Origin of the sequence: Phenylobacterium sp. J426 (assembly GCF_024699945.1) — a bacterium.
Taxonomy (GTDB): Bacteria; Pseudomonadota; Alphaproteobacteria; order Caulobacterales; family Caulobacteraceae; genus Phenylobacterium.
Genome location: NZ_JAJOMY010000001.1, coordinates 2,831,310 through 2,854,894 on the forward strand (window position 1 = coordinate 2,831,310; position 23,585 = coordinate 2,854,894).

The 23,585-nt window shown below is 67.2% G+C and carries 23 protein-coding genes and 4 tRNA genes; 19 read left to right on the top strand and 8 right to left on the bottom strand.

All coding sequences use genetic code 11. The annotated features are described in order from the left end of the window. The first annotated feature begins 183 nt into the window (after positions 1–183). A tRNA-Thr gene (locus LRS10_RS14880) sits at positions 184–259 on the top strand. Positions 260–319: 60 nt separating this feature from the next. Then, entirely contained in the window at positions 320–1,723 is a 1,404-nt protein-coding gene (locus tag LRS10_RS14885; protein ID WP_257837958.1) for an amidase, read from the top strand. Here LRS10_RS14885 and LRS10_RS14890 read toward each other — a convergent pair. The 4 genes from LRS10_RS14890 to LRS10_RS14905 are packed head-to-tail and all read right to left on the bottom strand — an operon-like array spanning position 1,720 to position 5,424. Further along, on the bottom strand, positions 1,720–2,496 hold the full coding sequence (locus LRS10_RS14890; RefSeq protein WP_257837959.1) for an ABC transporter permease: 777 nt from the start codon (positions 2,494–2,496) through the stop codon (positions 1,720–1,722). The two genes, LRS10_RS14885 and LRS10_RS14890, sit on opposite strands and share 4 nt — an antisense overlap. After that, entirely contained in the window at positions 2,493–3,365 is an 873-nt protein-coding gene (locus LRS10_RS14895; protein WP_257837960.1) for an ABC transporter permease, read from the bottom strand. Before LRS10_RS14895 ends, LRS10_RS14890 begins: the two co-directional genes overlap by 4 nt. Next, the gene (locus LRS10_RS14900; RefSeq protein ID WP_257837961.1) at positions 3,362–4,363 is read right to left on the bottom strand and encodes an ABC transporter ATP-binding protein; all 1,002 of its coding nucleotides are present in this window, start codon (positions 4,361–4,363) and stop codon (positions 3,362–3,364) included. The genes LRS10_RS14895 and LRS10_RS14900 overlap by 4 nt, the downstream gene beginning before the upstream one ends. Beyond that, positions 4,336–5,424: a polyamine ABC transporter substrate-binding protein gene (locus tag LRS10_RS14905; RefSeq protein ID WP_257837962.1), complete on the bottom strand. Its 1,089-nt coding sequence runs from the start codon at positions 5,422–5,424 to the stop codon at positions 4,336–4,338. The genes LRS10_RS14900 and LRS10_RS14905 overlap by 28 nt, the downstream gene beginning before the upstream one ends. A 79-nt stretch (positions 5,425–5,503) precedes the next feature. Between LRS10_RS14905 and LRS10_RS14910 the strand changes: the two genes are divergently transcribed. After that, positions 5,504–5,863, top strand: coding sequence for a DMT family protein (locus tag LRS10_RS14910; protein WP_257837963.1), 360 nt, complete (start codon positions 5,504–5,506; stop codon positions 5,861–5,863). Here the strand turns inward: LRS10_RS14910 and LRS10_RS14915 are convergent. Continuing rightward, positions 5,860–6,330, bottom strand: coding sequence for a hypothetical protein (locus LRS10_RS14915; RefSeq protein ID WP_257837964.1), 471 nt, complete (start codon positions 6,328–6,330; stop codon positions 5,860–5,862). The two genes, LRS10_RS14910 and LRS10_RS14915, sit on opposite strands and share 4 nt — an antisense overlap. Before the next feature lie 213 nt (positions 6,331–6,543). Between LRS10_RS14915 and metG the strand changes: the two genes are divergently transcribed. Further along, entirely contained in the window at positions 6,544–8,253 is a 1,710-nt protein-coding gene (gene metG, locus LRS10_RS14920; protein ID WP_257837965.1) for a methionine--tRNA ligase, read from the top strand. 39 nt (positions 8,254–8,292) lie between these two features. Here metG and LRS10_RS14925 read toward each other — a convergent pair whose 3' ends face one another. Next, on the bottom strand, positions 8,293–9,006 hold the full coding sequence (locus tag LRS10_RS14925; RefSeq protein WP_257837966.1) for a TerC family protein: 714 nt from the start codon (positions 9,004–9,006) through the stop codon (positions 8,293–8,295). A gap of 38 nt (positions 9,007–9,044) precedes the next feature. After that, positions 9,045–9,866, bottom strand: coding sequence for a 23S rRNA (guanosine(2251)-2'-O)-methyltransferase RlmB (rlmB, locus tag LRS10_RS14930; RefSeq protein WP_257837967.1), 822 nt, complete (start codon positions 9,864–9,866; stop codon positions 9,045–9,047). A gap of 135 nt (positions 9,867–10,001) precedes the next feature. On the opposite strand from rlmB, the gene LRS10_RS14935 reads away from it, so the two are divergent. The 4 genes from LRS10_RS14935 (at position 10,002) to LRS10_RS14950 (ending at position 12,442) form a co-directional block, all read left to right on the top strand. Then, a tRNA-Tyr gene (locus tag LRS10_RS14935) sits at positions 10,002–10,087 on the top strand. 54 nt (positions 10,088–10,141) lie between these two features. Further along, positions 10,142–10,215, top strand: a tRNA-Gly gene (locus LRS10_RS14940). Between the two features lie 40 nt (positions 10,216–10,255). Beyond that, on the top strand, positions 10,256–11,446 hold the full coding sequence (gene tuf / locus LRS10_RS14945) for an elongation factor Tu (RefSeq protein WP_257837968.1): 1,191 nt from the start codon (positions 10,256–10,258) through the stop codon (positions 11,444–11,446). 156 nt (positions 11,447–11,602) lie between these two features. Continuing rightward, positions 11,603–12,442 carry a DUF2807 domain-containing protein gene (locus LRS10_RS14950; RefSeq protein WP_257837969.1) on the top strand — a complete coding sequence of 280 codons (840 nt, stop codon included), beginning with the start codon at positions 11,603–11,605 and terminating at the stop codon, positions 12,440–12,442. On the opposite strand, the gene LRS10_RS14955 is transcribed toward LRS10_RS14950, so the two are convergent. Beyond that, entirely contained in the window at positions 12,439–12,672 is a 234-nt protein-coding gene (locus LRS10_RS14955) for a hypothetical protein (protein WP_257837970.1), read from the bottom strand. The two genes, LRS10_RS14950 and LRS10_RS14955, sit on opposite strands and share 4 nt — an antisense overlap. Before the next feature lie 175 nt (positions 12,673–12,847). Between LRS10_RS14955 and LRS10_RS14960 the strand changes: the two genes are divergently transcribed. The 11 genes from LRS10_RS14960 (at position 12,848) to rpoB (ending at position 23,520) form a co-directional block, all read left to right on the top strand. Continuing rightward, positions 12,848–12,923, top strand: a tRNA-Trp gene (locus LRS10_RS14960). Between the two features lie 67 nt (positions 12,924–12,990). Then, positions 12,991–13,293: a preprotein translocase subunit SecE gene (secE, locus tag LRS10_RS14965; protein ID WP_257837971.1), complete on the top strand. Its 303-nt coding sequence runs from the start codon at positions 12,991–12,993 to the stop codon at positions 13,291–13,293. A gap of 7 nt (positions 13,294–13,300) precedes the next feature. Next, positions 13,301–13,870 carry a transcription termination/antitermination protein NusG gene (gene nusG, locus LRS10_RS14970; RefSeq protein WP_257837972.1) on the top strand — a complete coding sequence of 190 codons (570 nt, stop codon included), beginning with the start codon at positions 13,301–13,303 and terminating at the stop codon, positions 13,868–13,870. A gap of 181 nt (positions 13,871–14,051) precedes the next feature. Then, positions 14,052–14,483: a 50S ribosomal protein L11 gene (gene rplK, locus LRS10_RS14975; protein WP_257837973.1), complete on the top strand. Its 432-nt coding sequence runs from the start codon at positions 14,052–14,054 to the stop codon at positions 14,481–14,483. A 4-nt stretch (positions 14,484–14,487) separates the two neighbouring features. Beyond that, positions 14,488–15,177, top strand: a complete 690-nt coding sequence (gene rplA, locus LRS10_RS14980; RefSeq protein ID WP_257837974.1) for a 50S ribosomal protein L1 — start codon at positions 14,488–14,490, stop codon at positions 15,175–15,177. A 113-nt stretch (positions 15,178–15,290) separates the two neighbouring features. Beyond that, positions 15,291–15,737 (top strand): hypothetical protein, encoded by a 447-nt coding sequence (locus tag LRS10_RS14985; RefSeq protein WP_257837975.1) that lies wholly within the window; start codon positions 15,291–15,293, stop codon positions 15,735–15,737. A gap of 292 nt (positions 15,738–16,029) precedes the next feature. Next, positions 16,030–16,545 (top strand): 50S ribosomal protein L10, encoded by a 516-nt coding sequence (rplJ, locus tag LRS10_RS14990; protein WP_257837976.1) that lies wholly within the window; start codon positions 16,030–16,032, stop codon positions 16,543–16,545. A 46-nt stretch (positions 16,546–16,591) separates the two neighbouring features. Beyond that, the gene (gene rplL, locus LRS10_RS14995; RefSeq protein WP_257837977.1) at positions 16,592–16,981 is read left to right on the top strand and encodes a 50S ribosomal protein L7/L12; all 390 of its coding nucleotides are present in this window, start codon (positions 16,592–16,594) and stop codon (positions 16,979–16,981) included. Positions 16,982–17,065: 84 nt separating this feature from the next. Beyond that, on the top strand, positions 17,066–18,145 hold the full coding sequence (locus tag LRS10_RS15000; protein ID WP_257837978.1) for an AraC family transcriptional regulator: 1,080 nt from the start codon (positions 17,066–17,068) through the stop codon (positions 18,143–18,145). 90 nt (positions 18,146–18,235) lie between these two features. After that, positions 18,236–19,036, top strand: a complete 801-nt coding sequence (locus tag LRS10_RS15005) for a sterol desaturase family protein (protein WP_257837979.1) — start codon at positions 18,236–18,238, stop codon at positions 19,034–19,036. Positions 19,037–19,449: 413 nt separating this feature from the next. Next, on the top strand, positions 19,450–23,520 hold the full coding sequence (gene rpoB / locus LRS10_RS15010) for a DNA-directed RNA polymerase subunit beta (protein ID WP_257837980.1): 4,071 nt from the start codon (positions 19,450–19,452) through the stop codon (positions 23,518–23,520). Positions 23,521–23,585: the final 65 nt, after the last annotated feature.

The following is a 23,585-nucleotide window of genomic DNA, read 5'->3' on the forward strand; positions in this document are numbered from 1 at the left end:
CCCGGCCCAGTGCATCGGCGGTCGGCAGCGCTCAGCATCAGGCGCGATCGTCGGCCTCGGCTTGCCTGCCGCAAGTCGATGTGCAATCGGTCGCGCCTGGAGCGCCCGGTGTGCTCCAGGCATGCCCAGTCGCGCGATCTGCGGGATGGCGGTGGCCCCGAGCCATTGTTGTCACGCGGTCATGCCGGATTAGCTCAGCTGGTAGAGCAGCGGTTTTGTAAACCGAAGGTCGCGGGTTCGAGTCCTGCATCCGGCACCATTGGTCTTGCGGCCTCCCTGTGCTTCGCTGTCTTCAACGAGAAGACCGGAAGGGGACGCCATGCGGTTCGAGGAATACCGGAAGCACGACGCCATCGGCCTGGCCGATCTGGTCCGTCGCAGAGAGGTTTCCCCTGGCGATCTGCTGGAGGCGGCGATCGCCCGCCGGGCCGAGGTCGACCCTCAGATCAACGCCGTCACGAGCGACCTTGCGGAGGTCGCGCGTGGCGCGACGCCCGCCGACGGACCGTTCGCGGGCGTGCCGTTCCTGCTGAAGGACCTGGGGGCGCAGCTTGAAGGCGCGGTCACGTCGGGCGGCTCCAAGCTGTTCGCCGATGCCGTTGCGCCGGCCGACAGCGCGATCACCCGCCTCTACAAGGCTGCAGGCCTGAGCATCTTCGGAAAGACGAACACGCCCGAGTTCGGGCTGTGGCCTGTCACCGAGGGCGCGCATCTGGGCGTGTGCCGTAATCCCTGGGACCTGGGCCGAACGCCGGGCGGATCGTCGGGAGGCGCAGCGGCGGCGGTCGCGGCAGGCATCGTGCCTGCCGCGCACGCCAGCGATGGGGGCGGCTCCATCCGCACGCCCGCCGCCTGCTGCGGCTTGTTCGGCATGAAGCCGTCGAGAGGGCGGGTCAGCTTCGCGCCCGCCGGCGAGGGGTGGGCCGGCGCCTCGATCCAGCACGCCGTGACCCGTTCCGTCCGTGACAGCGCCGCACTGCTCGACGCGGTCTGCCTGCCGCAGCCGGGAGACCCCTATTTCCTGCCGCCACCAGAGCGGCCGTTCCTCGAGGAGGTGAGGCGCGAGCCGGGCCGTCTCCGGATCGGCTTCACCGCCGCGGCCCTGCAGTCGCAGGCTCTGGACCCCGAGTGCGCAGCGGCCGTCCTCGACGCCGCCAGGCTCTGCGCCGAACTTGGTCATGAGGTCGAGGAGGTGAAGGTTCCGGGCGACCTGGCGGCCATGCAGGCGGCCGCCGGCCTGGTCATCGCGGCCAGCGTGGCCGCGACGCTGGACGCCGAGGCCGATCGCCGTGGCCGCCCGATCGAGCGCGGCGAAGTGGAGGGGCTGACGATAGCCACCTACCGGCGCGGGCAGGGCGTGAGCGGCGGTGACTACGTCCGCGCGCTGGCAACGCTGCATGCCTTCGGGCGCGACATGGCCACGCTGTTCGAGACCTACGACGTTCTCCTGCTTTCGACGCTCGGCCGTCCTGCGGTCCCTATCGGCTGGATCTTCGAGGAGCAGGGGGAGATCCCGGAACGGCTCTTCAGCTTCATGCCCAACACGCAGCCGTTCAACAACACGGGTCAGCCGGCGATGACCGTGCCGCTCGCCTGGAGCGCCTCGGGGCTGCCGATCGGCCTTCAGTTCGTCGGCCGGGTGGGTGAGGAGGCCGGGCTCTTCCGACTGGCGGGGCAACTGGAACGAGCCAGGCCCTGGTTCGACCGCGTGCCGCCGCTCTAGGCGCGCCGACGCCGCTGGACGAGCCAGGCGGCGATCACGCCAGTCGTCACGAGTCCGATCAGCAGGGTCGAGATGGCGTTGATCTCCGGGTTCACGCCCAGGCGGACCTGGCTGTAGAGGCGCATCGGCAGGGTGGTGGCGCCCGGGCCGGAGGTGAAGCTTGCGATCACCAAGTCGTCCAGTGAGAGCGTGAAGGCCAGAATCCAGGCTGCCGCGACCGCAGGCGCGATGTTCGGCAGGGTCACCGTCAGGAACGCACGCCACGGCGGCGCGCCGAGATCCTGGGCCGCCTCCTCGAGGCTACGATCGAAGCCGGACAGCCGCGCCTGCACCACGACCGTCGCGTAGGCCAGGGTCAGCGTCGTGTGGGCCAAGGTCACCGTCCAGAAGCCCCGGGCGACGTCCACGGCCACGAAAAGCAGCAGCAGGGATAGGCCCAGGATCACCTCGGGCATGACGAGCGTGGCGTAGATCATCCCGGCGAGGCCTGTGCGGCCCCGAAAACGGCCCGCCCGCACCAGCGCCACGGCGGCCAGAGTGCCCAGAATGGTCGAGAGGGTCGCCGACAGCACGCCGACGCGGGCCGTGGTCCACACGGCATCGAGCATCTGGCGATCCTGCAGAAGCGCACGGTACCAGCGCAGCGAGAAGCCCGACCATACCGTCACCAGCCGACTGTCGTTGAAGGAGTACAGGATCAGCAGAACGATCGGCCCGTAGAGGAAGGCCAAGCCGAGGCTCACCGCCGAGAGGCTGAAGACGGATGGCCTCATCGCAGCACCTTCGCCTGCTGCCGCTCGAACAGCAGGATCGGCGCAAGAAGGGTGGCGAGCAGCGCGACGGCGACGGCCGACGCCGCCGGCCAGTCGCGGTTGGCGAAGAACTCGGTCCAGATCACGCGCCCCAGCATCAGGGTCTCGGAGCCGCCCAGCAGATCGGGAACCACGAACTCACCGGCCATCGGGATGAAGCAGAGCAGGGCGCCCGCGGCGACACCAGGCAGCGACAGGGGAAACGTCACCGTCCAGAACGCCCGAAAGGGAGGAGACCCCAGATCTCGCGCGGCCTCCACCAGCCGTCCATCCTGCCGCTCCAAGACGGCGTAGAGTGGCAGGACCATGAAGGGCAGGTAGGCGTAGACAAGGCCCAGGATGACCGCCGCCTCGGTGTTGAGGAGGTTCACCGCCGGCAGGCCCAACTTTGCGAGGGCGGCGTTCAGGAGGCCGGCCGGCTTGAGGATGGCGATCCAGGCGTAGATGCGGATCAGGAAGCTGGTCCAGAACGGCAGGACGACGGCCATGACCAGGGCGTGCCGTGCGGGTGGAGCGCAGCGGGCGATGCCGTAGGCCATCGGGTAGCCGATGAGCAGGAGCAGCAAGGTCGCCGTCCCGGCGATCCGGAGACTGGAGACCCAGGCGTCGAGATACAGGCGATCGGCCACGAGCCGTGCGTAGGTTTCCACGTCGAGCCCGGCGATGAAGGCGTTCAGCCGGCTCCAGTCGATCTGCGGTGTGTAGGGCGGGACCGACAGCGCGGTGTCGGATAGCGACAACTTCAGAACCAGCACGAACGGGAAGGCAAAGAACGCCGCCAGCCACAGGCCCGGCAGGATCGCCGCCAGACGGGAGCGGTCGCGCCTCATTCGGCAAGTGGAGTGGCCGCGCCCGGCGGCCAGCTCACGGCGACCTCGGCGCCCACCGCCAACGGCGTCTCGCCGGCGACATTGGCCCGGCTGGCCCGGATCCGCCCCTGAGCGGTTTCGACCACATATCGGGTTCGATCGCCGAAGTAGGCGGTTTCCCCGATGCGGCCCGGGAGACCCGCCGCCCCCAGAACCACCGTTTCCGGGCGCACGGCGATCCAGCCGTCGCCATCGGGAAGCACGTTGACCTCGCCCAGGAACTCGGCGACGGCCCGGGTGGCAGGGCGCTCATAGACCTCGCGGGGGGTGGCGACCTGGGCGATGCGGCCGGCCTGCATGACGGCCAGACGATCGGCCATCGCCAGCGCCTCGTCCTGGTCATGGGTGACCACGACGAACGTGAGGCCGAGCCTCCGCTGCAGCGCCACGAGCTCGGCCTGAGTCTCCTCGCGGAGCTTGCGGTCCAGCGCCGCCAACGGCTCGTCCAGCAACAGGATCCGCGGCCGCGGCGCGAGCGCCCGGGCCAGGGCCACCCGCTGCTGCTGACCGCCGGAGAGCTGGTGAGGTTTGCGATCGCCCATGCCGTCCAGCTTGACCAGAGCGAGCATCTCGTCGACGCGGGCGGCCGCCTCCTGCCTTGGCAGCGCACGCAGGCCATAGGCGATGTTCTTCGCCACCGTCAGGTGAGGGAACAGCGCGTAGCTCTGGAACATCATGGTCACCGGCCGACGGTGCGGCGGCAGGCCGGCGATGTCCTGACCGTCCAACAGGATCCGGCCGGCGTCAGGCGTCTCGAAGCCCGCGAGCAGACGCATCAGCGTGGTCTTGCCGCAGCCGGAGGGGCCCAACAGGGCGAAGAACTCGCCTTCGCGAACGGCCAGGTCGACCTGCTCGACGGCGTAATGGTCGCCGAACCGTTTGCTGACGCCCTCGAAGCGGACGATGTCGCGGCGCGGGGTCACCGGTATGTTCACCGAGCCGTCAGAACCCGCGTCCACTGCCGGTTGACGTCCCGGAGCAGCCCTTGGTCCTTGGTGGTCGTGACGAACAACCGCGCGGCCATCGCCGGGGTCGGATAGACGTTGGGGTCATTGCGCACGGCTTCGTCCACCAGCGGAGTCGCCGCTGCGTTGGCGTTCGCGTACTGGACGTAGTCTGAGGCCTTTGCGATCACATCGGGCCGCAGCATGAAGGCCAGGAACCTGTGCGCCGCGTCCGGGTTCGGAGCGTCCTTCGGGATGGTGAAGACGTCGAACCAGATCTGGCTGCCCTCCTTGGGCACGACATAGGCCAGCTCCACGCCGTTCTTCGCCTCCGCAGCCCGGGCCTTGGCCTGAAGCACGTCGCCCGAATAGCCGATCGCGACACAGGCGTCGCCGTTCGCGAGGGCCTCGATGTATTCCGACGAGTGGAACTTCCGCACATAGGGTCGGGCCTTCAGCAACAGATCCGTCGCCTGGCCGTAATCGGCTGCGGCGGTCGAATTCGGATCCTTGCCCAAGTAGTTGAGGGCGACCGCGTACATGTCCTCGGAAGCGTCCAGGAAATAGACGCCGCAGTCCTTCAGCTTCGCCAGGGTTTTAGGATCGAACACCACGTCCCAGCTGTCGATCGCCACGCCTGGCAGACGTTTGGCGATCTGGGCGGTGTTGTAGCCGATGCCGATGGTGCCCTGCATGTAGGGGACCGCGTAGGTCCCGCTCGGGTCGAAGACGGCCAGCTTCGCCATCAGATCAGGCGAGAGGTTAGACAGGCCGGGCAGTTTCGCCTTCTCCAACGGCTGAATGGCGCCGGCGGTGATGTAACGGGGCAGGTTGTGGTTCGAGGGGACGACAAGGTCGTACCCCGTGCCGCCCTGCAGCACCTTCGTCTCGAGGATCTCGTTGGAATCGAAGGTGTCGTAGGTGACCTCGATCCCCGTCTCCTGGGTGAACTGCTCGAGCAGCGCCGGGTCGATGTAGTCCGACCAGTTGTAGATGCGCACCTGCTCGGCGGGCTTGCCGCACGCCGCCAGGAACAGAGCCAACGCAACCCCGATCGCCAATCGCCAATGCGCCATGCAGTCCCCCCATCGCTTGCGGCGCAGGTTATAGGGGCTCACTTCCGCCCGTTAAGCCCGAAAAGCCGAGCCGCTCCCGATGCCCGCGATCTGGACCTTCGTGACGCCTGTCCTGCTGCTTGTCGCGTCGAACGTCTTCATGACCTTCGCATGGTACGGCCACCTCAAGGTCGAGCACCGGCCGCTCTGGATCATCGTGATGGTGAGCTGGGGGATCGCCTTCTTCGAGTACTGGCTGGCGGTTCCCGCCAACAGGATCGGCCGGCTCGTCTACGAACCGGCCGAACTCAAGGCGATGCAGGAGGTGATCACCTTGGCGGTCTTCGCCGTCTTCTCCGTCACCTACCTGGGCGAGCGGCTGACCCTGAACCATGCCATCGGCTTCGTTCTCATCGCCGCCGGCGCGTGGTTCGTCTTCAAGGCCCCGATCTCGGTCTAGCCGCCGCCTGCCGGCGACGCCGGCACCATCACGGTGACCTCGTTCGTCTTGGACATGAATCGGATGCCTTTCACCCGGCCGTCCGTGTAGCGGTTCCAATGGCCGCTGACGTCGATCGGGGTGGCGGCCTGTGCGCCCGGGGTGGCCGGAGCGGTCGCGATGACGTCCACCTCGTAGATGCCGTCTGGCGGTTGAGCAGCATAGATCCGCGGCAGGAAGGCGGGATCGCTCCACCCGGCGCTGGACGCGGTGGCCTTGGCGCTGAGGTTGAGGCCGCCTGTGCGGCCGACCTCGACGGCGCCGGACTGGACCGAAAGCACCTGGTCCTGGCCGGCGTACATCGGCGCCGGTCTGGCCAGGGACTTCTTCGGCGGCGGCGCCGTGGCTTCCGCCTCGCTGACCTGGCCTTCGCATGCGGTGAGAGAGAGGCAGGCGAGGGCGCCTGCCAGAAGAATGAACCTGCGCATGGTTCGCGTTTCCTCCGATACCGGCGGCGTGTTCTTCGTTGGCCGGGCCGAGGTCCCGGTGGGACTCGACTCGTGGGGCCGCCGCCTGGCCCTGAGGGGAGTTTGCGCCGATAACGCCGATTGGCGAGCGTTTCTTGCGGGCGCGGCTTTGGCGATCCACCTGAGGCGGCCTATAAGCCGCGGTTTCCCCCTCTCCCGACGTTCCGGAGCTCCATGTCCCGCATCCTGATCACCTCGGCGCTGCCCTACATCAACGGCATCAAGCACCTGGGGAACCTCGCGGGCTCCATGCTGCCGGCCGACGTCTATGCGCGCTTCAAGCGGGCCCAGGGGCATGAGGTGCTCTACGTCTGCGCCACCGACGAGCACGGCACCCCCGCCGAGCTCGCCGCCGCCGCGGCGGGGCAAGACGTGCGTGGCTATTGCGACGAGCAGCACCAGATCCAGAAGGACATCGGCGGCCAGTTCGGCCTCTCGTTCGACTGGTTCGGCCGCTCGTCGAATCCGCCGAACCACCGCCTGACCCAGCACTTCTGCGAGGTGCTGGAGGAGAAGGGGCTCATCGAAGAGCGGACGGATCGCATGATCTATTCGCTCGATGACCGGCGCTTCCTGCCGGACCGTTACGTGGAGGGGACCTGCCCGCACTGCGACTATCCGAAGGCCCGGGGCGACCAGTGCGACAACTGCGGCCGTCTGCTGGATCCCATGGATCTGAAGGATCCGTACTCGGCCGTCTCCGGCTCGCGGAACCTCGAGGTGCGCGAGACGCGCCACCTCTACCTGCTGCAGTCGAAGCTTGAGGGTAAGATCCGCGCCTGGGTGGATTCGAAAACCGAGTTCCCGCCGCTGACCCGGTCAATCGCCTACAAGCATCTCGATGAGGGGCTGATCGACCGCGGCATCACCCGCGACCTCGCCTGGGGCATCCCGGTGACGAAGGGCGGTTTCCCCCGGCCCGGGTTCGAGGACAAGGTCTTCTACGTCTGGTTCGACGCGCCGATCGAGTATATCGGCGCCACCGTGGAATGGGCCGAGGCGACCGGCGGCGACTGGGAGCGCTGGTGGCGTACCGACAAGGGGGCCGACGAGGTCCGCTACATCCAGTTCATGGGCAAGGACAATGTCGCCTTCCACACCGTCAGCTTCCCCGCCACGATCCTGGGCTCCGAAGAGCCGTGGAAGACCGTCGACCTGCTGAAGAGTTTCAACTGGCTGAACTGGTACGGCGGCAAGTTCTCCACGAGCCAGAAGCGCGGCGTCTTCATGGACGCGGCGCTCGAGCTGCTGCCGGCCGACTACTGGCGCTGGTACCTCACCGCCAACGCGCCCGAGAGCGCCGACAGCCCGTTCACCTGGGAGCAGTTCCAGAACACCGTGAACAGCGACCTGGCCAACGTGCTGGGCAACTTCGTCAACCGCATCTGCAAGTTCGCGGAGAGCCGCTTCGACGGCGTCGTACCCGCCGGCGGCGAACCTGGACTCCTGGAGGCGAAGCTCTATGCCGACGTCTCGGCGGGTCTCTCGGCGCTGACCGCCTCGCTCGAAGGGATCAATATGCGCCGGGCCGCGCAGGACGTTCGCGAACTGTGGGTGACCGGCAACGCCTACCTGACCGAGGCGGCGCCCTGGACGGCGATCAAGACAGATCCGGAGCGCGCCGCGGCTGTGGTGCGCACCGGGCTGAACCTGGCGGCCCTGTTCGGGCGCGTCTCGCAACCGTTCGTCCCGTTCGCGGCGAACACGATTCGATCCGCCTTTGAGGGTGCGCCGAGCGACTGGCCGTCGGCGGATGGGCAGGCCGAGCTGTCCCGGCTGACCGAAGGCTCGAAGATCGCCGCGCCGCCGGTGCTGTTCGCGAAGGTCGAGGACGGCCAGGTTGCCGAGTGGGCCGAGCGCTTCGGCGGAGCCGACGAAGGCTGAGCCGGCGCTCCCTTTCCGGGAGCCCGCCGCCGACGCCGGCTAGTGGGCCGGCGCGGGCGCCTTCGGATGCGCCTCCATGAAGGTGGGGACGGCGGCGTTGAACGCCTCCGCATTCCCCGTGCGCAGGATCACGTCGTGGGCGCCTTCCCACATCATGTGCAGGGCCACGTAGAGCACGATGACCAGGCCGATGTAGCCGATCCAGCGGTACTTGTGCAGCAGCCGCGCGATGCCGTGGGCGGCAATGCCCATCAGGGCGATCGAGAGCACAAGGCCGAACACCAGGATAGTCGGATGCTCGCGGGCGGCGCCCGCGACGGCGAGGACATTGTCCAACGACATCGAGACGTCGGCGATAAGGATCTGGACCAGCGCCTGGCGGAAGGTCTTTGGCTTGACCTTCGGCTCGGTGCGCGGGTCGTCGTCCATCGCGGCCTCGGCCGCTTCCTCTTCGTGAACCGCCTGGTCGCGCAGCTCCCGCCACATCTTCCAGCAGACCCACAGCAGCAGCAGCCCGCCCGCGAACAGCAGTCCGACGATGCCGAGCAGCTGGGTGGTGATAAGCGCGAAGCCAATGCGGGTGGCGACCGCGGCCACAAGTCCCCAGAAGATCGCCTTGCGCCGCTGTTCCGCCGGCAAGCCGCCGGCCGCCAGGCCCACGGCCACGGCGTTGTCGCCGGCGAGGACCAGGTCGATCATCAGGACCTGGAGAAGGGCGGAAAAGGCGCCGGGGCTGAGCAGCTCTTCGAACATCGCGCCTCAATGCGTCAGAGCGGAGAGCGCTGCAACTGTCACGCTCGCGGGCGGGCCGCTTCATAGAGCGCGATGGCCGCCGCGTTCGAGACATTCAGGCTCTCGAAGCCGCCAGGCATGGCGATCCGGGCCAGTTCGTCGCAGTGCTCGGCCACCAGTCGCCGGATCCCCTCACCTTCGGAGCCCATGACCAGGACGGTCGGGCCGCCGTCGAGCGCCTCGGCCAGCGTCCGGTCGGCCTCGCCGGCCAGGCCAACGGCGCGCCAGCCCGCGTCCGTCAGTTCGTCGAGGGCGCGGGAGAGATTGACGACCCGTGCGACGGGGGTGCGCTCCACGGCGCCGGCGGCTGCCTTGGCGAGGGCGCCGGTCAGTTTCGGGGCATGACGGTCCTGGAGCACCACGCCGACGGCGCCGAAGGCCGCGGCCGAGCGGAGGATCGCTCCCACGTTCTGCGGATCGGTCACCTGGTCGAGCATCAGGATCACGGCGCCCGGCCGCGGTTCGAAGTCCGAGAGGTCGACGTCGGGCAGGGGGGCCGGCTTCAGCGCCACCCCCTGATGAACAGCGCCTTGCGGCAGAGCCAGGCCAATCGTGTGGTTGTCGGCCGTCTCAATCACCTTCGGCCGGCCGAATCTCCCTTCCAGCTGTTTGGCCCTCTCAGGGGTCGCCAGTAGCCGGAGCGGCGCGGCGCGGCGGGGGTTGTCGAGGGCGGCCTCCACGGCATGCCAACCCCATATCCACTCGTCTGATGCGGGGTCACGCCCCTTGCCGCCGCCTGGGCCAACAGGCTTTCGAAAGCCCGTTTGGGGGCGGAATTTTTTCCCCTTCCGGGCGTCGTTGCGTTCGGGATGCGAGGCCACTATAAGACGCGCTCCAAATTGGGGCCCCCGGATGGGACGCCGCTTTTTCGGACAGTGTTGCCGGGCTCAATGGCCCCTCGCGTCCTGAAGCGGAAGTCTTATTTCCGAGGACCTCGACGAGGCTCCGAGCGCGCTGGGGGAATGTCCCGAGTGGCAAAGGGGGGGGACTGTAAATCCCCTGGCGTCAGCCTTCGTAGGTTCGAGTCCTACTTCCCCCACCACGCGCCGGAGTGACACGAAACGTGAGGAGTTGCGGCGGCCCCGCACCGGTTTTGGCGGGTATAGCACAATGGTAGTGCAGCAGCCTTCCAAGCTGAGGATGCGGGTTCGATTCCCGCTACCCGCTCCAACTCCTTTGGAACCCTAGATTTAAAAGCCGGCAGGATCCGATGGCCAAAGAGAAGTTCGAACGTAACAAGCCGCACTGCAACATCGGCACGATTGGTCACGTTGACCACGGCAAGACGACGCTGACGGCGGCGATCACGATCACGCTGGCGAAGTCGGGTGGTGCGACGGCGAAGAACTACGCCGACATCGACGCGGCGCCGGAAGAGAAGGCGCGCGGGATCACGATCAACACGGCGCACGTGGAATATGAGACGGCGAACCGTCACTACGCGCACGTCGACTGCCCTGGCCACGCCGACTACGTGAAGAACATGATCACGGGTGCGGCGCAGATGGACGGCGCGATCCTGGTCGTGTCGGCGGCGGACGGCCCGATGCCGCAGACGCGTGAGCACATCCTGCTGGCCCGTCAGGTGGGCGTGCCGGCGCTGGTGGTGTTCATGAACAAGGTCGACATGGTCGACGACGCCGAGCTGCTGGACCTCGTCGAAATGGAAGTGCGCGAGCTGCTGAGCAGCTACCAGTTCCCGGGCGATGACATTCCGATCGTGAAGGGTTCGGCGCTGGCGGCGGTCGAAGGCCGTGACGCCAACATCGGCGAAGAGAAGATCCTGGAGCTGATGGCGGCGGTCGACGCCTACATCCCGCAGCCGGAGCGTCCGATCGACCAGCCGTTCCTGATGCCGGTGGAAGACGTGTTCTCGATCTCGGGCCGCGGCACGGTGGTGACGGGCCGTATCGAGAAGGGCGTGGTGAAGGTCGGCGAGGAAGTCGAGATCGTCGGCATCCGCGAAGTCCAGAAGACGACCTGCACGGGCGTCGAGATGTTCCGCAAGCTGCTGGACCAGGGTCAGGCGGGCGACAACGTGGGCGTGCTGCTGCGCGGCACCAAGCGTGAAGACGTCGAGCGGGGCCAGGTGCTCTGCAAGCCGGGCTCGATCACGCCGCACACCGAGTTCATGGCCGAGGCCTACATCCTGACGAAGGAAGAGGGCGGCCGTCACACCCCGTTCTTCACGAACTACCGTCCGCAGTTCTACTTCCGGACGACGGACGTGACGGGGATCATCAAGCTGAAGGAAGGCGTGGAGATGATCATGCCCGGCGACAACGCCGAGCTGCTCGTCGAGCTGATCACGCCGATCGCCATGGACCAGGGCCTGCGCTTCGCGATCCGCGAAGGCGGCCGGACCGTCGGCGCCGGCGTCGTGGCCAAGATCATCAAGTAAGATCGGCCACAGCCAAGCACTCTGAAGAGGCCGCCGGGGAAACCCGGCGGCCTTTTTCATCCATCCATGACTTCTCTGTAATGACTTGGAATTAAAGTGCTTTCCGGCTGGGTCGCCCCTAGCCTTCTGCTCACGCTGTTCAGAAGGAGAGGGCCGATGGGCCTCAGGATCGCGCTTCTTGTCGCCGCGGCGCTGACCGCAGCCGCCTCTTCGGCCGCTCAGGCCGCCATCGTTCAGTTCGACGACGCAGTGGCCCGCGTCACCGTCATCCCCGAAATGCGGTCGGACGTCCGCGTGGAGATCGTCCGGCCGACCGCCGAGCTTCCGCTGCGGATCGCCCAGTCCGGCGACCGCACGGTGATCTCTGGCGATCTCGGCTCGCGGCTGCGCGACTGCAACGGCAGGGAAGACAGCCGCAAGGTCCGCATCCGCGGGGTCGGCTCCATCTCTTGGAGCGAGATGCCTCAGGTGGTGATCCGCACGCCGCGTGACGTCCGCATCGAGGCCGATGGGGCCGTCTTCGGCTCGATCGGGCGTTCCGGCAGCGTCGAGCTGCAGACTTCGGGGTGCAGCGGCTGGACCGTCGCCGACACCACCGGCGAGGCCAAGGTTCGCGCCTCCGGCGCGGGGTCGGTAATGATGGGCGCCGCCGAGCGTCTGGACGTGCGCATATCCGGCGCGGGCAATGTACACGCGACCCGCATCCGTCGCGGCATGGACGCCCGGCTCTCGGGCGCCGGCGGCGTCAAGGTCGTGGAACTGAACGGGCCGGTCCAGGCCGATGTCTCCGGCGTTGGCCGCATCCAGGTGTCCGACGGGCGTGCGACCACCCTGAAGGCCTCGGTCTCCGGCATCGGCGGCGTCGACTTCGACGGCGTGGCCGACAGCCTCGACGCCTCGATCTCGGGCCTTGGCTCCATCCGGGTTGAGGAGGTCCGCGGCGCGGTGCGTAGATCCGTGTCGGGCGCGGGCCGTGTTGTGGTCGGGGGGACCTAGCCGTCTTGCGCGGACGGCGGCGCGCGGCGACGGACGCCGTCCGTCTGGTCAGCCTCGGCCTGGTTCGGCGCGTGCGCGCCGCCTTGGCTTTCCCCGGAGGCGGGATCAGTCAAGGTCTTCGGTGTGGCGGCCTGTCCCTCCGAGCCTTCCGGCTCATAGGCGCTGCGCTGCGGCCGGCCCGGCTTCTGCTCGTCGTCGCGATTGTACGCGGGGTCATGGCGTTCAGGCATGGCTTTGAAACGGCCCGCCTGCACATTCGATCCGCCGACGCGGTCCCTTGCAGGGGCAGGCGCTCGCTGCTAGATCACCCGGCTCCGGCGATGAGCCGCGCGCGCCGAGGCCCAAGCCGGCTTCCGGCGCGCTGTTTCATTGTCCGGAAGGTGGGCTCGCAAAGCTTCGCGCTTTAGGAGTGTAGCTCAGCTGGTAGAGCATCGGTCTCCAAAACCGAGGGCCGGGGGTTCGAGTCCCTCCACTCCTGCCACCCACCTATATGTGCTGAACCGGGGCGGCGGCTGTCGTCGCTCCAAAGACGAGTTTGAAGACGCCGCATGGCCAGGAAACCGGGTTCGACTCCGCAAGCGATGAGGAACCGCGCCGCCAAGACGGCCGCGGTCATGGCCTCGCCCGCTGCGGTCGCTCAGGCTCCGAAGAAGAAGGTGAGCCCGGCGCAGTTCGCCCGCGAGGTCCGCGCCGAGGTGCGCAAGATCACCTGGACGAGCCGCAAGGAGACCTGGATCACCTCGGTCATGGTGGCGATCATGGTCCTGCTGGCCGCCATCTTCTTCTGGGTCGTCGACCTGGTGCTTCAACTGGGCGTCGGCCAGGTCCTCAAACTGGCGAATGCCGGGTGATTTGAAGATGTCCGAAGCCGCTGAAACCACCACGAAGAGCAACCCGCGCCACAGGTGGTACATCGTCCACGCCTACTCGAACTTCGAGAAGAAGGTGGCCGAGAGCATCCGCGAGCAGGCGCGCACCCAAGGCCTGGAGGAGAACTTCTCCGAGATCCTGGTGCCCACCGAGGACGTGGTTGAGATCCGCCGCGGCCGGAAGGTCAACTCCGAGCGCAAGTTCTTCCCCGGCTACGTGCTGGTGAAGATGGAGCTCACCGACGAGGCCTACCACCTCATCAAGAACACTCCGAAGGTCACGGGCTTCCTGGGCTCGGGGTCGAAGCCGATCCCGGTTTCCGAGAAGGAAGTCGAGCGGATCGTCGGCGCCATCGAAGAGGGCGTCGAGCGTCCGAAGCCGACCATCACCTTCGAGATCGGCGAGCAGGTGCGGGTCACCGACGGTCCCTTCGCCAGCTTCAACGGCTCGGTGGAGCAGGTCGACGAGGAGCGCGCCCGCCTGCGCGTCACCGTGTCGATCTTCGGCCGCGCCACTCCGGTCGAGCTGGAATACGGCCAGGTCGAGAAGATCGCTTAGGCTCGCCGAGATTCCGGGCCGCGGTTGCCGCCGCGGTCCATTCCTGTTACGAGCGCGCCCTTCGCAGACCGGCGCGTTTTCGCTGTCCGGTCTGCGATTTCAAATCCGTGGGAGGGGGCGGCCAACGTAACCCCGCACCACGGCTCAAACCGGCCGGGTATTCCGGCCTTTGGAGGCAAAGATGGCCAAGAAGATCTTGGGCTACATCAAGCTGCAGGTGCCTGCGGGCTCCGCCACCCCGTCGCCGCCGATCGGCCCGGCGCTGGGTCAGCGCGGCGTCAACATCATGGGCTTCTGCAAGGAGTTCAACGCCCGGACCGAGAAGGAACCGAAGGGCACGCCCCTTCCGACCATCATCACGGTCTATCAGGACAAGTCGTTCACCTTCGTCACGAAGACCCCGCCGGCCACGCACTTCATCAAGGAAGCGCTGGGCCTGAAGTCGGGCTCGCAGAAGCCTGGCCGCGACAGCGCCGGCAAGATCACGCGCAGCCAACTGCGTGACATCGCCGAGAAGAAGATGAAGGACCTCAACGCCAACGACGTCGAGGCCGCCGCCCGCATCATCGAGGGCTCCGCCCGCTCGATGGGCCTTCAGATCGTGGAGGCCTAAGCACATGGCCAAGCAACCGAAGCGCATGCAGAAGTGGACCGGCGACGTCGCCGCCACCCACGGTCTGGAAGACGCCGTGAAGCTGGTGAAGGCCAACGCCAACGCCAAGTTCGACGAGACGGTCGAGATCGCCGTGAACCTGGGCGTCGACCCGCGCCACGCCGACCAGCAGGTCCGGGGGGTGGTCTCGCTGCCGTCGGGCACCGGCCGTGACGTGCGGGTCGCGGTCATCGCCAAGGACGCCAAGGCCGAGGAAGCCAAGGCGGCCGGCGCCGAGGTCGTCGGAGCCGAAGATCTCGTGGAGCGCATCCAAGGCGGTTTCATGGACTTCGACCGCGTGATCGCCACGCCGGACATGATGGCCCTGGTGGGCCGTCTGGGTAAGGTGCTGGGCCCGCGCGGCCTGATGCCCAACCCGCGCGTCGGCACGGTGACGCCGAACGTCGGCCAGGCCGTGAAGGACGCCAAGGGCGGCTCGATCGAGTTCCGCGTCGAAAAGGCGGGCATCGTCCACGCCGGCATCGGCAAGGCCTCCTTCACCGAGGAACAACTCCAGGCCAACGTGAAGGCGCTGGTCGATGCGCTGAACAAGGCCAAGCCCTCGGGCGCCAAGGGCACCTATGTGAAGAAGGTCAGCCTGTCGTCGACGATGGGGCCGGGCTTCAAGATCGACGTGGCCTCGCTGGGCGTCTAAGCCCGACGACACGTTCGAACGAGATCAGGGGAGCGGCGGAAACGCCGCTCCCTTTTTCTTTGGCGGGAGGGCGAGTATCTGCGGCCATGACGCCGAGCGATCTTGAAGCGCTGGTGCGCCGCGTCGCCCCCGACCTCGCGGCGCTGCCGGCGCCTTGGACGATCATCGGCAGCGGCGCGCTCATGATCCTGGGGCTGCCGCTGGACGACTGCCCGGACCTCGATGTGCTGACCACCGCCGGCGGCGCCGAGCGGCTGGAGTTGCTTTGGCAGGCCTGGCGCGAGCGGGGCTACACGCCCGAGCCCGAGGCGGCCTTCCGCTCGCGCTTCTCGCGATATAGCGCCCCCGAAGGCGCCATCGAGGTGATGGGCGATCTGCAGCTCCGCACGGGCGCCGGTTGGACGCCGGTGGAAATCCGGGTCACCGAGAGGCGGCGGTTCGCGGGCGTCGATCTGCCGCTGCCGACCGCGGCCGAACAGCTGCGCATCCTGCGGGAGTTCGGGCGACCTAAGGATCTCGCGAAGGCGGCTCGGCTCGAGGCCTGGCTGGCGGCGGGTTGAGTTCGGCGGGCGCATCGTGTAAAGGCCCGCGCTTCGTCGATCCTCTCCGGAGGAACGGCGAGGACGGGCACGCCTTCGGGCATGTCCATCCTGTCCAAGAACTGCGCAGCCGCCGGGGCCACCGGAGCCGTAACGCGGGGAAGAGCCCTTCCTCGGACGCAGGGAGACGGGAAGATGAAGTTTCGCCGTCGTCCGATCCGGACGGGCGCGAAGCTGCGGCTTCTCTCACAGGACAGGTTGCTTACCGGCGTGCGCACTCGCGCGTACGTCGAACCTGAGTATGGAGACCGCAATGGACCGCGCTCAAAAGCAGGAAGCCATCGAGGCGCTCAAGGGCGTCTTCGACACTTCCGGCGCCGTGGTCGTGACCCACTACATGGGTCTGACCGTTGCGGAAATGACCGATCTGCGGGGCAAGCTGCGTGAGCAGGGCGCCCAGCTCAAGGTGGTGAAGAACACCCTGGCTCAGAAGGCGCTGGAAGGCGCGGCCGGCGAAGCGGGCGACGCCCTCTTCAAGGGCCCCGTCGCCATCGCGTTCGCGCCGGACCCCGTCTCGGCCGCCAAGGTCGCGACCCAGTACGCCAAGGAGAACGACAAGTTCTCCGTCGTCGGCGGTCTGATGGGTCTGCAGGTTCTTGACCAGAAGGGTGTGAGCGCGCTCGCGACCCTCCCGTCGCTGGACCAGCTTCGCGCCAAGATCATCGGCCTCCTCCAGGCGCCCGCGACCAAGGTCGCCGGTGTTCTGCAGGCTCCGGCTGGTCAACTGGCTCGCGTCATGGGCGCCTATGCCGCCAAAGACGCCGCCTAAGATCGTCATCTTCCCGACAAACCTCTGCAATTAAGGATCGAACGAAATGGCTAATCTCGAAAAGCTGGTCGAAGACCTGTCCGCCCTGACCGTCCTGGAAGCCGCTGAGCTGTCCAAGCTGCTGGAAGAAAAGTGGGGCGTTTCGGCCGCCGCTCCGGTGGCCGTGGCCGCCGCTCCGGCTGCTGGCGGCGGTGACGCCGGCGGCGCTGCTGCTGAAGAGCAAACCGAGTTCACCGTTGTTCTCACCGCCGGCGGCGACAAGAAGATCAACGTGATCAAGGAAGTCCGCGGCGTCCGTCCGGACCTCGGTCTGAAGGAAGCCAAGGACCTCGTCGAAGGCGCTCCGCAGAACGTGAAGGAAAACGTTTCCAAGCAGGAAGCGGAAGAGATCAAGAAGAAGCTGGAAGAAGCCGGCGCCTCCGTCCAGATCAAGTAGTCTGGCTGGCGCGGGTCACCCGCTTCAGAAGATCGAGGGCCGGGAGCGATCCCGGCCCTTTTTCTTTGCTGCTAAGCTCGGCCGATGACCGAGTCCGAGATCCTGCTGACCGCACTCGTCAGCGGCGGCGCCTGCGGTGCGCTTGCGGCCGTGTCCCTGGTCGTGTGGCGCGGCGGGGCGCCGGCCAACGTGCGCTACGCGACCCTCGCCTTCGGCCTGTCCGCGATCGCCTGGGTGATCACCGAGTCGGCGGAACTCTGCCGTGCGCTCGGACCGGCACACCTCCTCCTGCTGCCGCTCGCCTATCCTGTCGGCGGACTGTTCTGGCTGTTCGTGCTGACGCTCTTCGACGACCGGAAGATCGGACCGCCGGGCTTGCTTCCGGCCGCGCTTCTGGTGGTCACCGGTCCGTGGATGCGCCTCGCCCAGCCGCCGCTGTTCGACTGGCTCTGGTACGGACGCAACGCCTTCGGGGCGCTGCTGGCGGCCCATGCCCTTTTCGTGGTGGTGCGCGGATGGCGGGACGATCTCGTGGAGGGACGTCGCCGGTTCCGCGCCATGGTTCTGGCCGCGGCCTGCTTCTACACCGTGATCCTGGTGGCGGCCGGTTTCCTCTACCGCGCCGATCCTTCCGGCCCCTGGCTCGCCATCGCCCCAGGCCGCGCAGGCGGCGGCGCCATCGTCGCGGCGCTGGCCATCTGGATGGCGCTGCTCACCCTGCAAACGCGACCCTCGATGTTCGGCGCTTCGCGCCGCTCCGACACTGGGGGCGAGGGTCGCGCCGAGGTTCTGGAGCGGCAGCTGCTCTCGCGCCTGACCGCCTTGATGGCCGGGGAGGGCTGGCGTCGGGAAGGCCTCACCATCGGTGACCTGGCGCGGGAGCTGGGCGCGCCCGAGCACCGGCTGCGCCGCCTCATCAATCAACGTCTGGGGCATCGCAACTTCGCCGACTTCGTGAACAGCCACAGGATCGACGCCGCCAAGCGGCGGCTGGCGGACCCGGAGGAAGCACGGACCACCGTGGCTGCGATCGCCTTCGATCTCGGCTACGGCTCGCTGGGTCCCTTCAACCGCGCATTCCGCGCCGCGACCGGCGCAACGCCCACGGAGTGGCGTCGCCAGGCCCTGAACGACGGCTCGCCGAAACCGAACGAAACGGCCTGATTTCGAAATCGGCGAAGGTTTTCCAGTCGCGGCGAGACGAGGTGAGGCGCCGGCGTCCTTGATCCACCCCATCGAAAAAGGGGATGGCCCATGGAAGCATTCTTCACCGAAGCCGTATCCGTCTGGCTGCGCGAGCTGCAGCCGACGCTCGAGCGCTATCTGGTCTTCACCGTCGGGGTCTGGCTGGCGCTGTGGGTGGTGCTCCGGCCGTTGCTTGCCGCCCGCAAGATCCGCGACGAGAGCCCGCCCGCCCGACAATTGTTGACCGAGGCGTTCTTCTCTGTCCGCAGCATGGTGATCTTCGCGACTGCCGGCGTGGCGACGTATTACCTGTACCGCGCCGGGCTCTATCCGCTCACGCCGCTGGCGGCGAGTTGGGGAGCGCCGTGGCTGGCGGTCTCGATCGTCATGGGCGTGATCGGGCTGGATGCCTGGTTCTACTGGACCCACCGGCTGATGCACGATCCGCGGCTTTTCCGGCGTTTCCATCGCCGCCACCACCGCAGCAACAATCCCTCGCCCTTCACCGCCTACAGCTTCGACATCGGCGAGGCGCTGACGCTCTTCGGCTTTGTCATGGTGTGGCCCGCGATCTTCCCGATGCACCCGAGCGCCATGCAGTGGGTGATGCTGTACCAGATCGTCACCAACACCCTTCTGCACTCCGGCTACGAGTTGATGCCGGCGCGGCGGGATGGTCGTCCGATGCTCGACTTCATCGTCACCACCACCCATCACGACATGCACCACGCCCAGGCCGGCTGGAACTACGCCGCCTGGTTCACCTGGTGGGATCGGGCGCTGGGCACAGAGCATCCCGAGTATCACGCCCGGTACGCCGAGAAGGCGTGGCGTCCCTTCGGCGGCCGGGTCCTGCAACCTGCCGAATAGATGGGAACCGCGGGCCGGTCTTGCCGGTTTGGGGGATGCGCGACCAGCGCAAGATCGGAAGCTAGCACATCCCGGGATCTGCCCGGGTTGACCCCCCCGAGCGGCGTCGGACGCCCAGTCCGGCGCCGCTCACTTCATGTCCGCATTTTCTTGCGTGAGGGGCTTCCCAAGTCGGGCGAAAGAGCTTATTTCCGCCCGTTCGCGAACAATCCCGATTCCGCCCTCCTGCGAAGCGGCCTTTTTCGCGCGTGATGTCCCGAGGCATGGTCCGCCGCCCTCCGACCATGCGAAGGGGCGCCCCTGACGACACAGGGGCATTCCAGCGTCCGGCTCCGTCTCGGAGCTCGAGGGTGGACGCAGGATGAAAAGCTCGACGGCAGGACTCCGTTCCGCGCCGTTCTCAAGGGATCAAAATGGCGCAGTCCTTCACCGGTAAGAAGCGGATCCGGAAGTCGTTCGGCCGCATCCCCGAAGCCGTGCAGATGCCGAACCTGATCGAGGTTCAGCGCTCGTCCTACGAACAGTTCCTGCAGCGCGAGGTTCGCGCGGGGGACCGTCGCGACGAGGGCATCGAGGCGGTCTTCAAGTCGGTCTTCCCGATCAAGGACTTCAACGAGCGCGCCGTGCTCGAGTACGTCTCCTACGAGTTTGAGGAGCCGAAGTACGACGTCGAGGAATGCGTTCAGCGCGACATGACCTATGCCGCGCCGCTGAAGGTCAAGCTGCGGCTCATCGTCTTCGAAACCGACGAAGAGACCGGCGCCCGTTCCGTGAAGGACATCAAGGAGCAGGACGTCTACATGGGCGACATCCCGCTCATGACGGAGAAGGGCACCTTCATCGTCAACGGGACCCAGCGCGTCATCGTCTCCCAGATGCACCGTTCGCCGGGCGTCTTCTTCGACCACGACAAGGGCAAGACCCACGCTTCGGGCAAGCTCCTGTTCGCCGCGCGCGTGATCCCCTACCGCGGCTCGTGGCTGGATTTCGAGTTCGACGCGAAGGACATCGTCTACGTCCGCATCGACCGCCGCCGTAAGCTTCCGGCGACGACGTTCCTGATGGCGCTGGGCATGGACGGGGAGGAGATCCTCTCCACGTTCTACGAGACCGTGCCGTATGAGAAGAAGGGCGACGGCTGGGCCACGCCCTACAAGGCCGAGCGCTGGCGCGGCGTGAAGCCGGAATTCCCGCTGGTCGACGCCGACACGGGCGAGGAGATCGCTCCCGCGGGCACCAAGATCTCCGCGCGGAACGCGAAGAAGTTCGCCGACGCGGGGCTCAAGACCCTGCTGCTGGCGCCGGAGGCGCTGGCCGGCCGCTACCTGGCCAAGGACCTCGTCAACTACGAGACCGGCGAGATTTACGCTGAAGCCGGCGACGAGCTGGAGCCCACCCTGCTGGCGTCGCTGGAAGAGCAGGGCTTCACCACGCTCGACGTCCTCGACATCGACGAGGTCACCGTCGGCGCCTACATGCGCAACACCCTGCGCGTGGACAAGAACACCGCGCGTGAGGACGCGCTCTTCGACATCTATCGCGTCATGCGCCCGGGCGAGCCGCCGACGGTGGAAGCCGCCGAGGCGATGTTCAAGAGCCTGTTCTTCGACAGCGAGCGCTACGACCTGTCCTCGGTCGGCCGCGTGAAGATGAACATGCGCCTGGAGCTGGACTGCCCGGACGACGTCCGCATCCTGCGCAAGGAAGACGTGATGGCGGTCCTGCAGACCCTGGTGGGTCTGCGCGACGGCCGCGGCGAGATCGACGACATCGACAACCTCGGCAATCGCCGGGTCCGCTCGGTCGGCGAACTGCTGGAGAACCAGTACCGCGTCGGCCTGCTGCGCATGGAGCGCGCGATCAAGGAGCGCATGAGCTCGGTCGATATCGACACGGTCATGCCGCACGACCTGATCAACGCGAAGCCTGCGGCCGCCGCCGTGCGGGAGTTCTTCGGCTCCTCGCAGCTGTCGCAGTTCATGGACCAGACGAACCCGCTGTCGGAAATCACCCACAAGCGCCGCCTGTCGGCCCTTGGGCCGGGTGGTCTGACCCGCGAACGGGCCGGCTTCGAAGTCCGCGACGTGCACCCGACCCACTACGGCCGGATCTGCCCGATCGAGACGCCGGAAGGTCCGAACATCGGCCTGATCAACTCGCTGGCCACCCACGCCGTGGTCAACAAGTACGGCTTCATCGAGAGCCCGTACCGGCGGATCCGCGACGGCAAGATCACCGAAGAGGTGGTCTACATGTCGGCCATGGAAGAGGCGAAGCACGTCATCGCCCAGGCCAACATCAAGCTGGACGGCGGCGAGATCGTCGAAGACCTCGTCCCGGGCCGGATCAACGGCGAGCCGTCGCTGCTGCCCAAGGCCGACGTCGACCTGATGGACGTGTCGCCGAAGCAGGTCGTCTCGGTCGCCGCCTCGCTGATCCCGTTCCTCGAGAACGACGACGCCAACCGCGCCCTCATGGGCTCGAACATGCAGAAGCAGGCCGTGCCGCTCATCCAGTCGGATGCGCCGCTGGTCGGCACCGGCATGGAGAGCGTCGTGGCCGTGGACTCGGGCGCCGTCGTGGTGGCCCGCCGTACGGGCGTCGTCGAGCAGATCGACGGCACGCGTATCGTCATCCGCGCCACGGAAGAGACCGACCCGTCGAAGCCGGGCGTCGACATCTACCGTCTGCAGAAGTTCCAGCGCTCGAACACCTCGACCTGCATCAACCAGCGTCCGCTGGTGCGCGTGGGCGACTCGGTGAAGGCCGGCGACGTGATCGCCGACGGCCCGTCGACCGAGCTTGGCGAACTGGCCCTGGGCCGCAACGCCCTCGTCGCGTTCATGCCCTGGAACGGCTACAACTTCGAAGACTCGATCCTCATCTCCGAGCGGATCGTGCGCGATGACGTCTTCACCTCGATCCACATCGAGGAGTTCGAGGTCATGGCCCGCGACACCAAGCTGGGTCCGGAAGAGATCACGCGCGACATCCCCAACGTCGGCGAGGAAGCGCTCCGCAACCTCGACGAAGCCGGCATCGTGGCGATCGGCGCCGAGGTCCAGCCGGGCGACATCCTCGTCGGCAAGGTCACGCCGAAGGGCGAAAGCCCGATGACGCCGGAAGAGAAGCTCCTGCGCGCCATCTTCGGTGAGAAGGCTTCGGACGTCCGCGACACCTCCCTGCGTCTGCCCCCGGGCGTCGCCGGCACCATCGTCGAAGTCCGCGTCTTCAACCGTCATGGCGTCGACAAGGACGAGCGCGCGCTCGCCATCGAACGCGCCGAGATCGACCGCCTGGGCAAGGACCGCGACGACGAATTCGCGATCCTGAACCGCAACTTCCAGGGCCGTCTGCGGCAACTGCTGGTCGGCAAGAACGCCGTCTCGGGTCCGAAGGGCCTGGGTCGCGGCGAGATCACCGCCGAGAAGCTGGAAGAGATCGCGCCGGGCCTGTGGTCGCAGATCGCCCTCGATGACGAGAAGGCGATGGGCGAGCTGGAAGCCCTCCGGAAGCAATTCGACGACGCCCGCAAGCGTCTGGACCGCCGCTTCGAGGACAAGGTCGACAAGCTGCAGCGCGGCGACGAGCTGCCGCCCGGCGTGATGAAGATGGTCAAGGTGTTCGTGGCGGTGAAGCGCAAGCTGCAGCCGGGCGACAAGATGGCCGGCCGTCACGGCAACAAGGGCGTCATCTCCAAGATCCTGCCGATCGAAGACATGCCGTACCTTGAAGACGGCACCTCGGTGGACATCGTGCTGAACCCGCTGGGCGTGCCTTCGCGCATGAACGTCGGCCAGATCTTCGAAACCCACCTGGGTTGGGCCGCGGCCGGCCTCGGCAAGCAGGTCCAGCGCCTGCTCGAGGATTGGCAGCACGGCGGTCAGAAGCAGGCGCTCATCGAGCACCTGTCCGACGTCTACGGCCCGGAAGAGGAGCTGCCGGAGACCGAGGAGGAGCTGGTCGAGCTGGCCCGGAACCTGTCGAAGGGCATCCCCTTCGCCACCCCGGTGTTCGACGGCGCCCACATCGACGACATCGAGAACCTGCTGGAGAAGGCGGGCCTCGACCGGTCGGGGCAGTCATATCTGTACGACGGTCAGTCCGGCGAGCGGTTCAAGCGTCCGGTCACGGTCGGCTACATCTACATGCTGAAGCTGCACCACCTGGTCGACGACAAGATCCACGCCCGTTCGATCGGCCCGTACTCGCTCGTCACCCAGCAGCCGCTGGGCGGTAAGGCGCAGTTCGGCGGTCAGCGCTTCGGGGAAATGGAAGTGTGGGCCCTGGAAGCCTACGGCGCCGCCTACACCCTGCAGGAAATGCTGACGGTGAAGTCGGACGACGTGGCCGGCCGGACGAAGGTCTACGAGTCCATCGTCCGCGGCGACGACACCTTCGAGGCCGGGATCCCAGAAAGCTTCAACGTTCTGGTCAAGGAGATGCGCTCCCTGGGCCTCAACGTGGAGCTGGAGAACAGCTGACGGGAGCCTACATGCCCTCCTTCGCAGCGATGCGGAGGAGGGCGGTCCGCCACCCCGTCCTGCTT

Excerpts from the sequence above, each read along its gene's own strand:
- LRS10_RS14885 (WP_257837958.1), top strand. The coding sequence starts at position 320 with ATGCGGTTCGAGGAATACCGGAAGCACGACGCCATCGGCCTGGCCGAT.
- LRS10_RS14890 (WP_257837959.1), bottom strand. The coding sequence starts at position 2,496 with ATGAGGCCATCCGTCTTCAGCCTCTCGGCGGTGAGCCTCGGCTTGGCC.
- LRS10_RS14895 (WP_257837960.1), bottom strand. The coding sequence starts at position 3,365 with ATGAGGCGCGACCGCTCCCGTCTGGCGGCGATCCTGCCGGGCCTGTGG.
- LRS10_RS14905 (WP_257837962.1), bottom strand. The coding sequence starts at position 5,424 with ATGGCGCATTGGCGATTGGCGATCGGGGTTGCGTTGGCTCTGTTCCTG.
- LRS10_RS14910 (WP_257837963.1), top strand. The coding sequence starts at position 5,504 with ATGCCCGCGATCTGGACCTTCGTGACGCCTGTCCTGCTGCTTGTCGCG.
- LRS10_RS14915 (WP_257837964.1), bottom strand. The coding sequence starts at position 6,330 with ATGCGCAGGTTCATTCTTCTGGCAGGCGCCCTCGCCTGCCTCTCTCTC.
- metG (WP_257837965.1), top strand. The coding sequence starts at position 6,544 with ATGTCCCGCATCCTGATCACCTCGGCGCTGCCCTACATCAACGGCATC.
- LRS10_RS14925 (WP_257837966.1), bottom strand. The coding sequence starts at position 9,006 with ATGTTCGAAGAGCTGCTCAGCCCCGGCGCCTTTTCCGCCCTTCTCCAG.
- tuf (WP_257837968.1), top strand. The coding sequence starts at position 10,256 with ATGGCCAAAGAGAAGTTCGAACGTAACAAGCCGCACTGCAACATCGGC.
- LRS10_RS14950 (WP_257837969.1), top strand. The coding sequence starts at position 11,603 with ATGGGCCTCAGGATCGCGCTTCTTGTCGCCGCGGCGCTGACCGCAGCC.
- LRS10_RS14955 (WP_257837970.1), bottom strand. The coding sequence starts at position 12,672 with ATGCCTGAACGCCATGACCCCGCGTACAATCGCGACGACGAGCAGAAG.
- secE (WP_257837971.1), top strand. The coding sequence starts at position 12,991 with ATGGCCAGGAAACCGGGTTCGACTCCGCAAGCGATGAGGAACCGCGCC.
- nusG (WP_257837972.1), top strand. The coding sequence starts at position 13,301 with ATGTCCGAAGCCGCTGAAACCACCACGAAGAGCAACCCGCGCCACAGG.
- rplK (WP_257837973.1), top strand. The coding sequence starts at position 14,052 with ATGGCCAAGAAGATCTTGGGCTACATCAAGCTGCAGGTGCCTGCGGGC.
- rplA (WP_257837974.1), top strand. The coding sequence starts at position 14,488 with ATGGCCAAGCAACCGAAGCGCATGCAGAAGTGGACCGGCGACGTCGCC.
- rplJ (WP_257837976.1), top strand. The coding sequence starts at position 16,030 with ATGGACCGCGCTCAAAAGCAGGAAGCCATCGAGGCGCTCAAGGGCGTC.
- rplL (WP_257837977.1), top strand. The coding sequence starts at position 16,592 with ATGGCTAATCTCGAAAAGCTGGTCGAAGACCTGTCCGCCCTGACCGTC.
- LRS10_RS15000 (WP_257837978.1), top strand. The coding sequence starts at position 17,066 with ATGACCGAGTCCGAGATCCTGCTGACCGCACTCGTCAGCGGCGGCGCC.
- LRS10_RS15005 (WP_257837979.1), top strand. The coding sequence starts at position 18,236 with ATGGAAGCATTCTTCACCGAAGCCGTATCCGTCTGGCTGCGCGAGCTG.
- rpoB (WP_257837980.1), top strand. The coding sequence starts at position 19,450 with ATGGCGCAGTCCTTCACCGGTAAGAAGCGGATCCGGAAGTCGTTCGGC.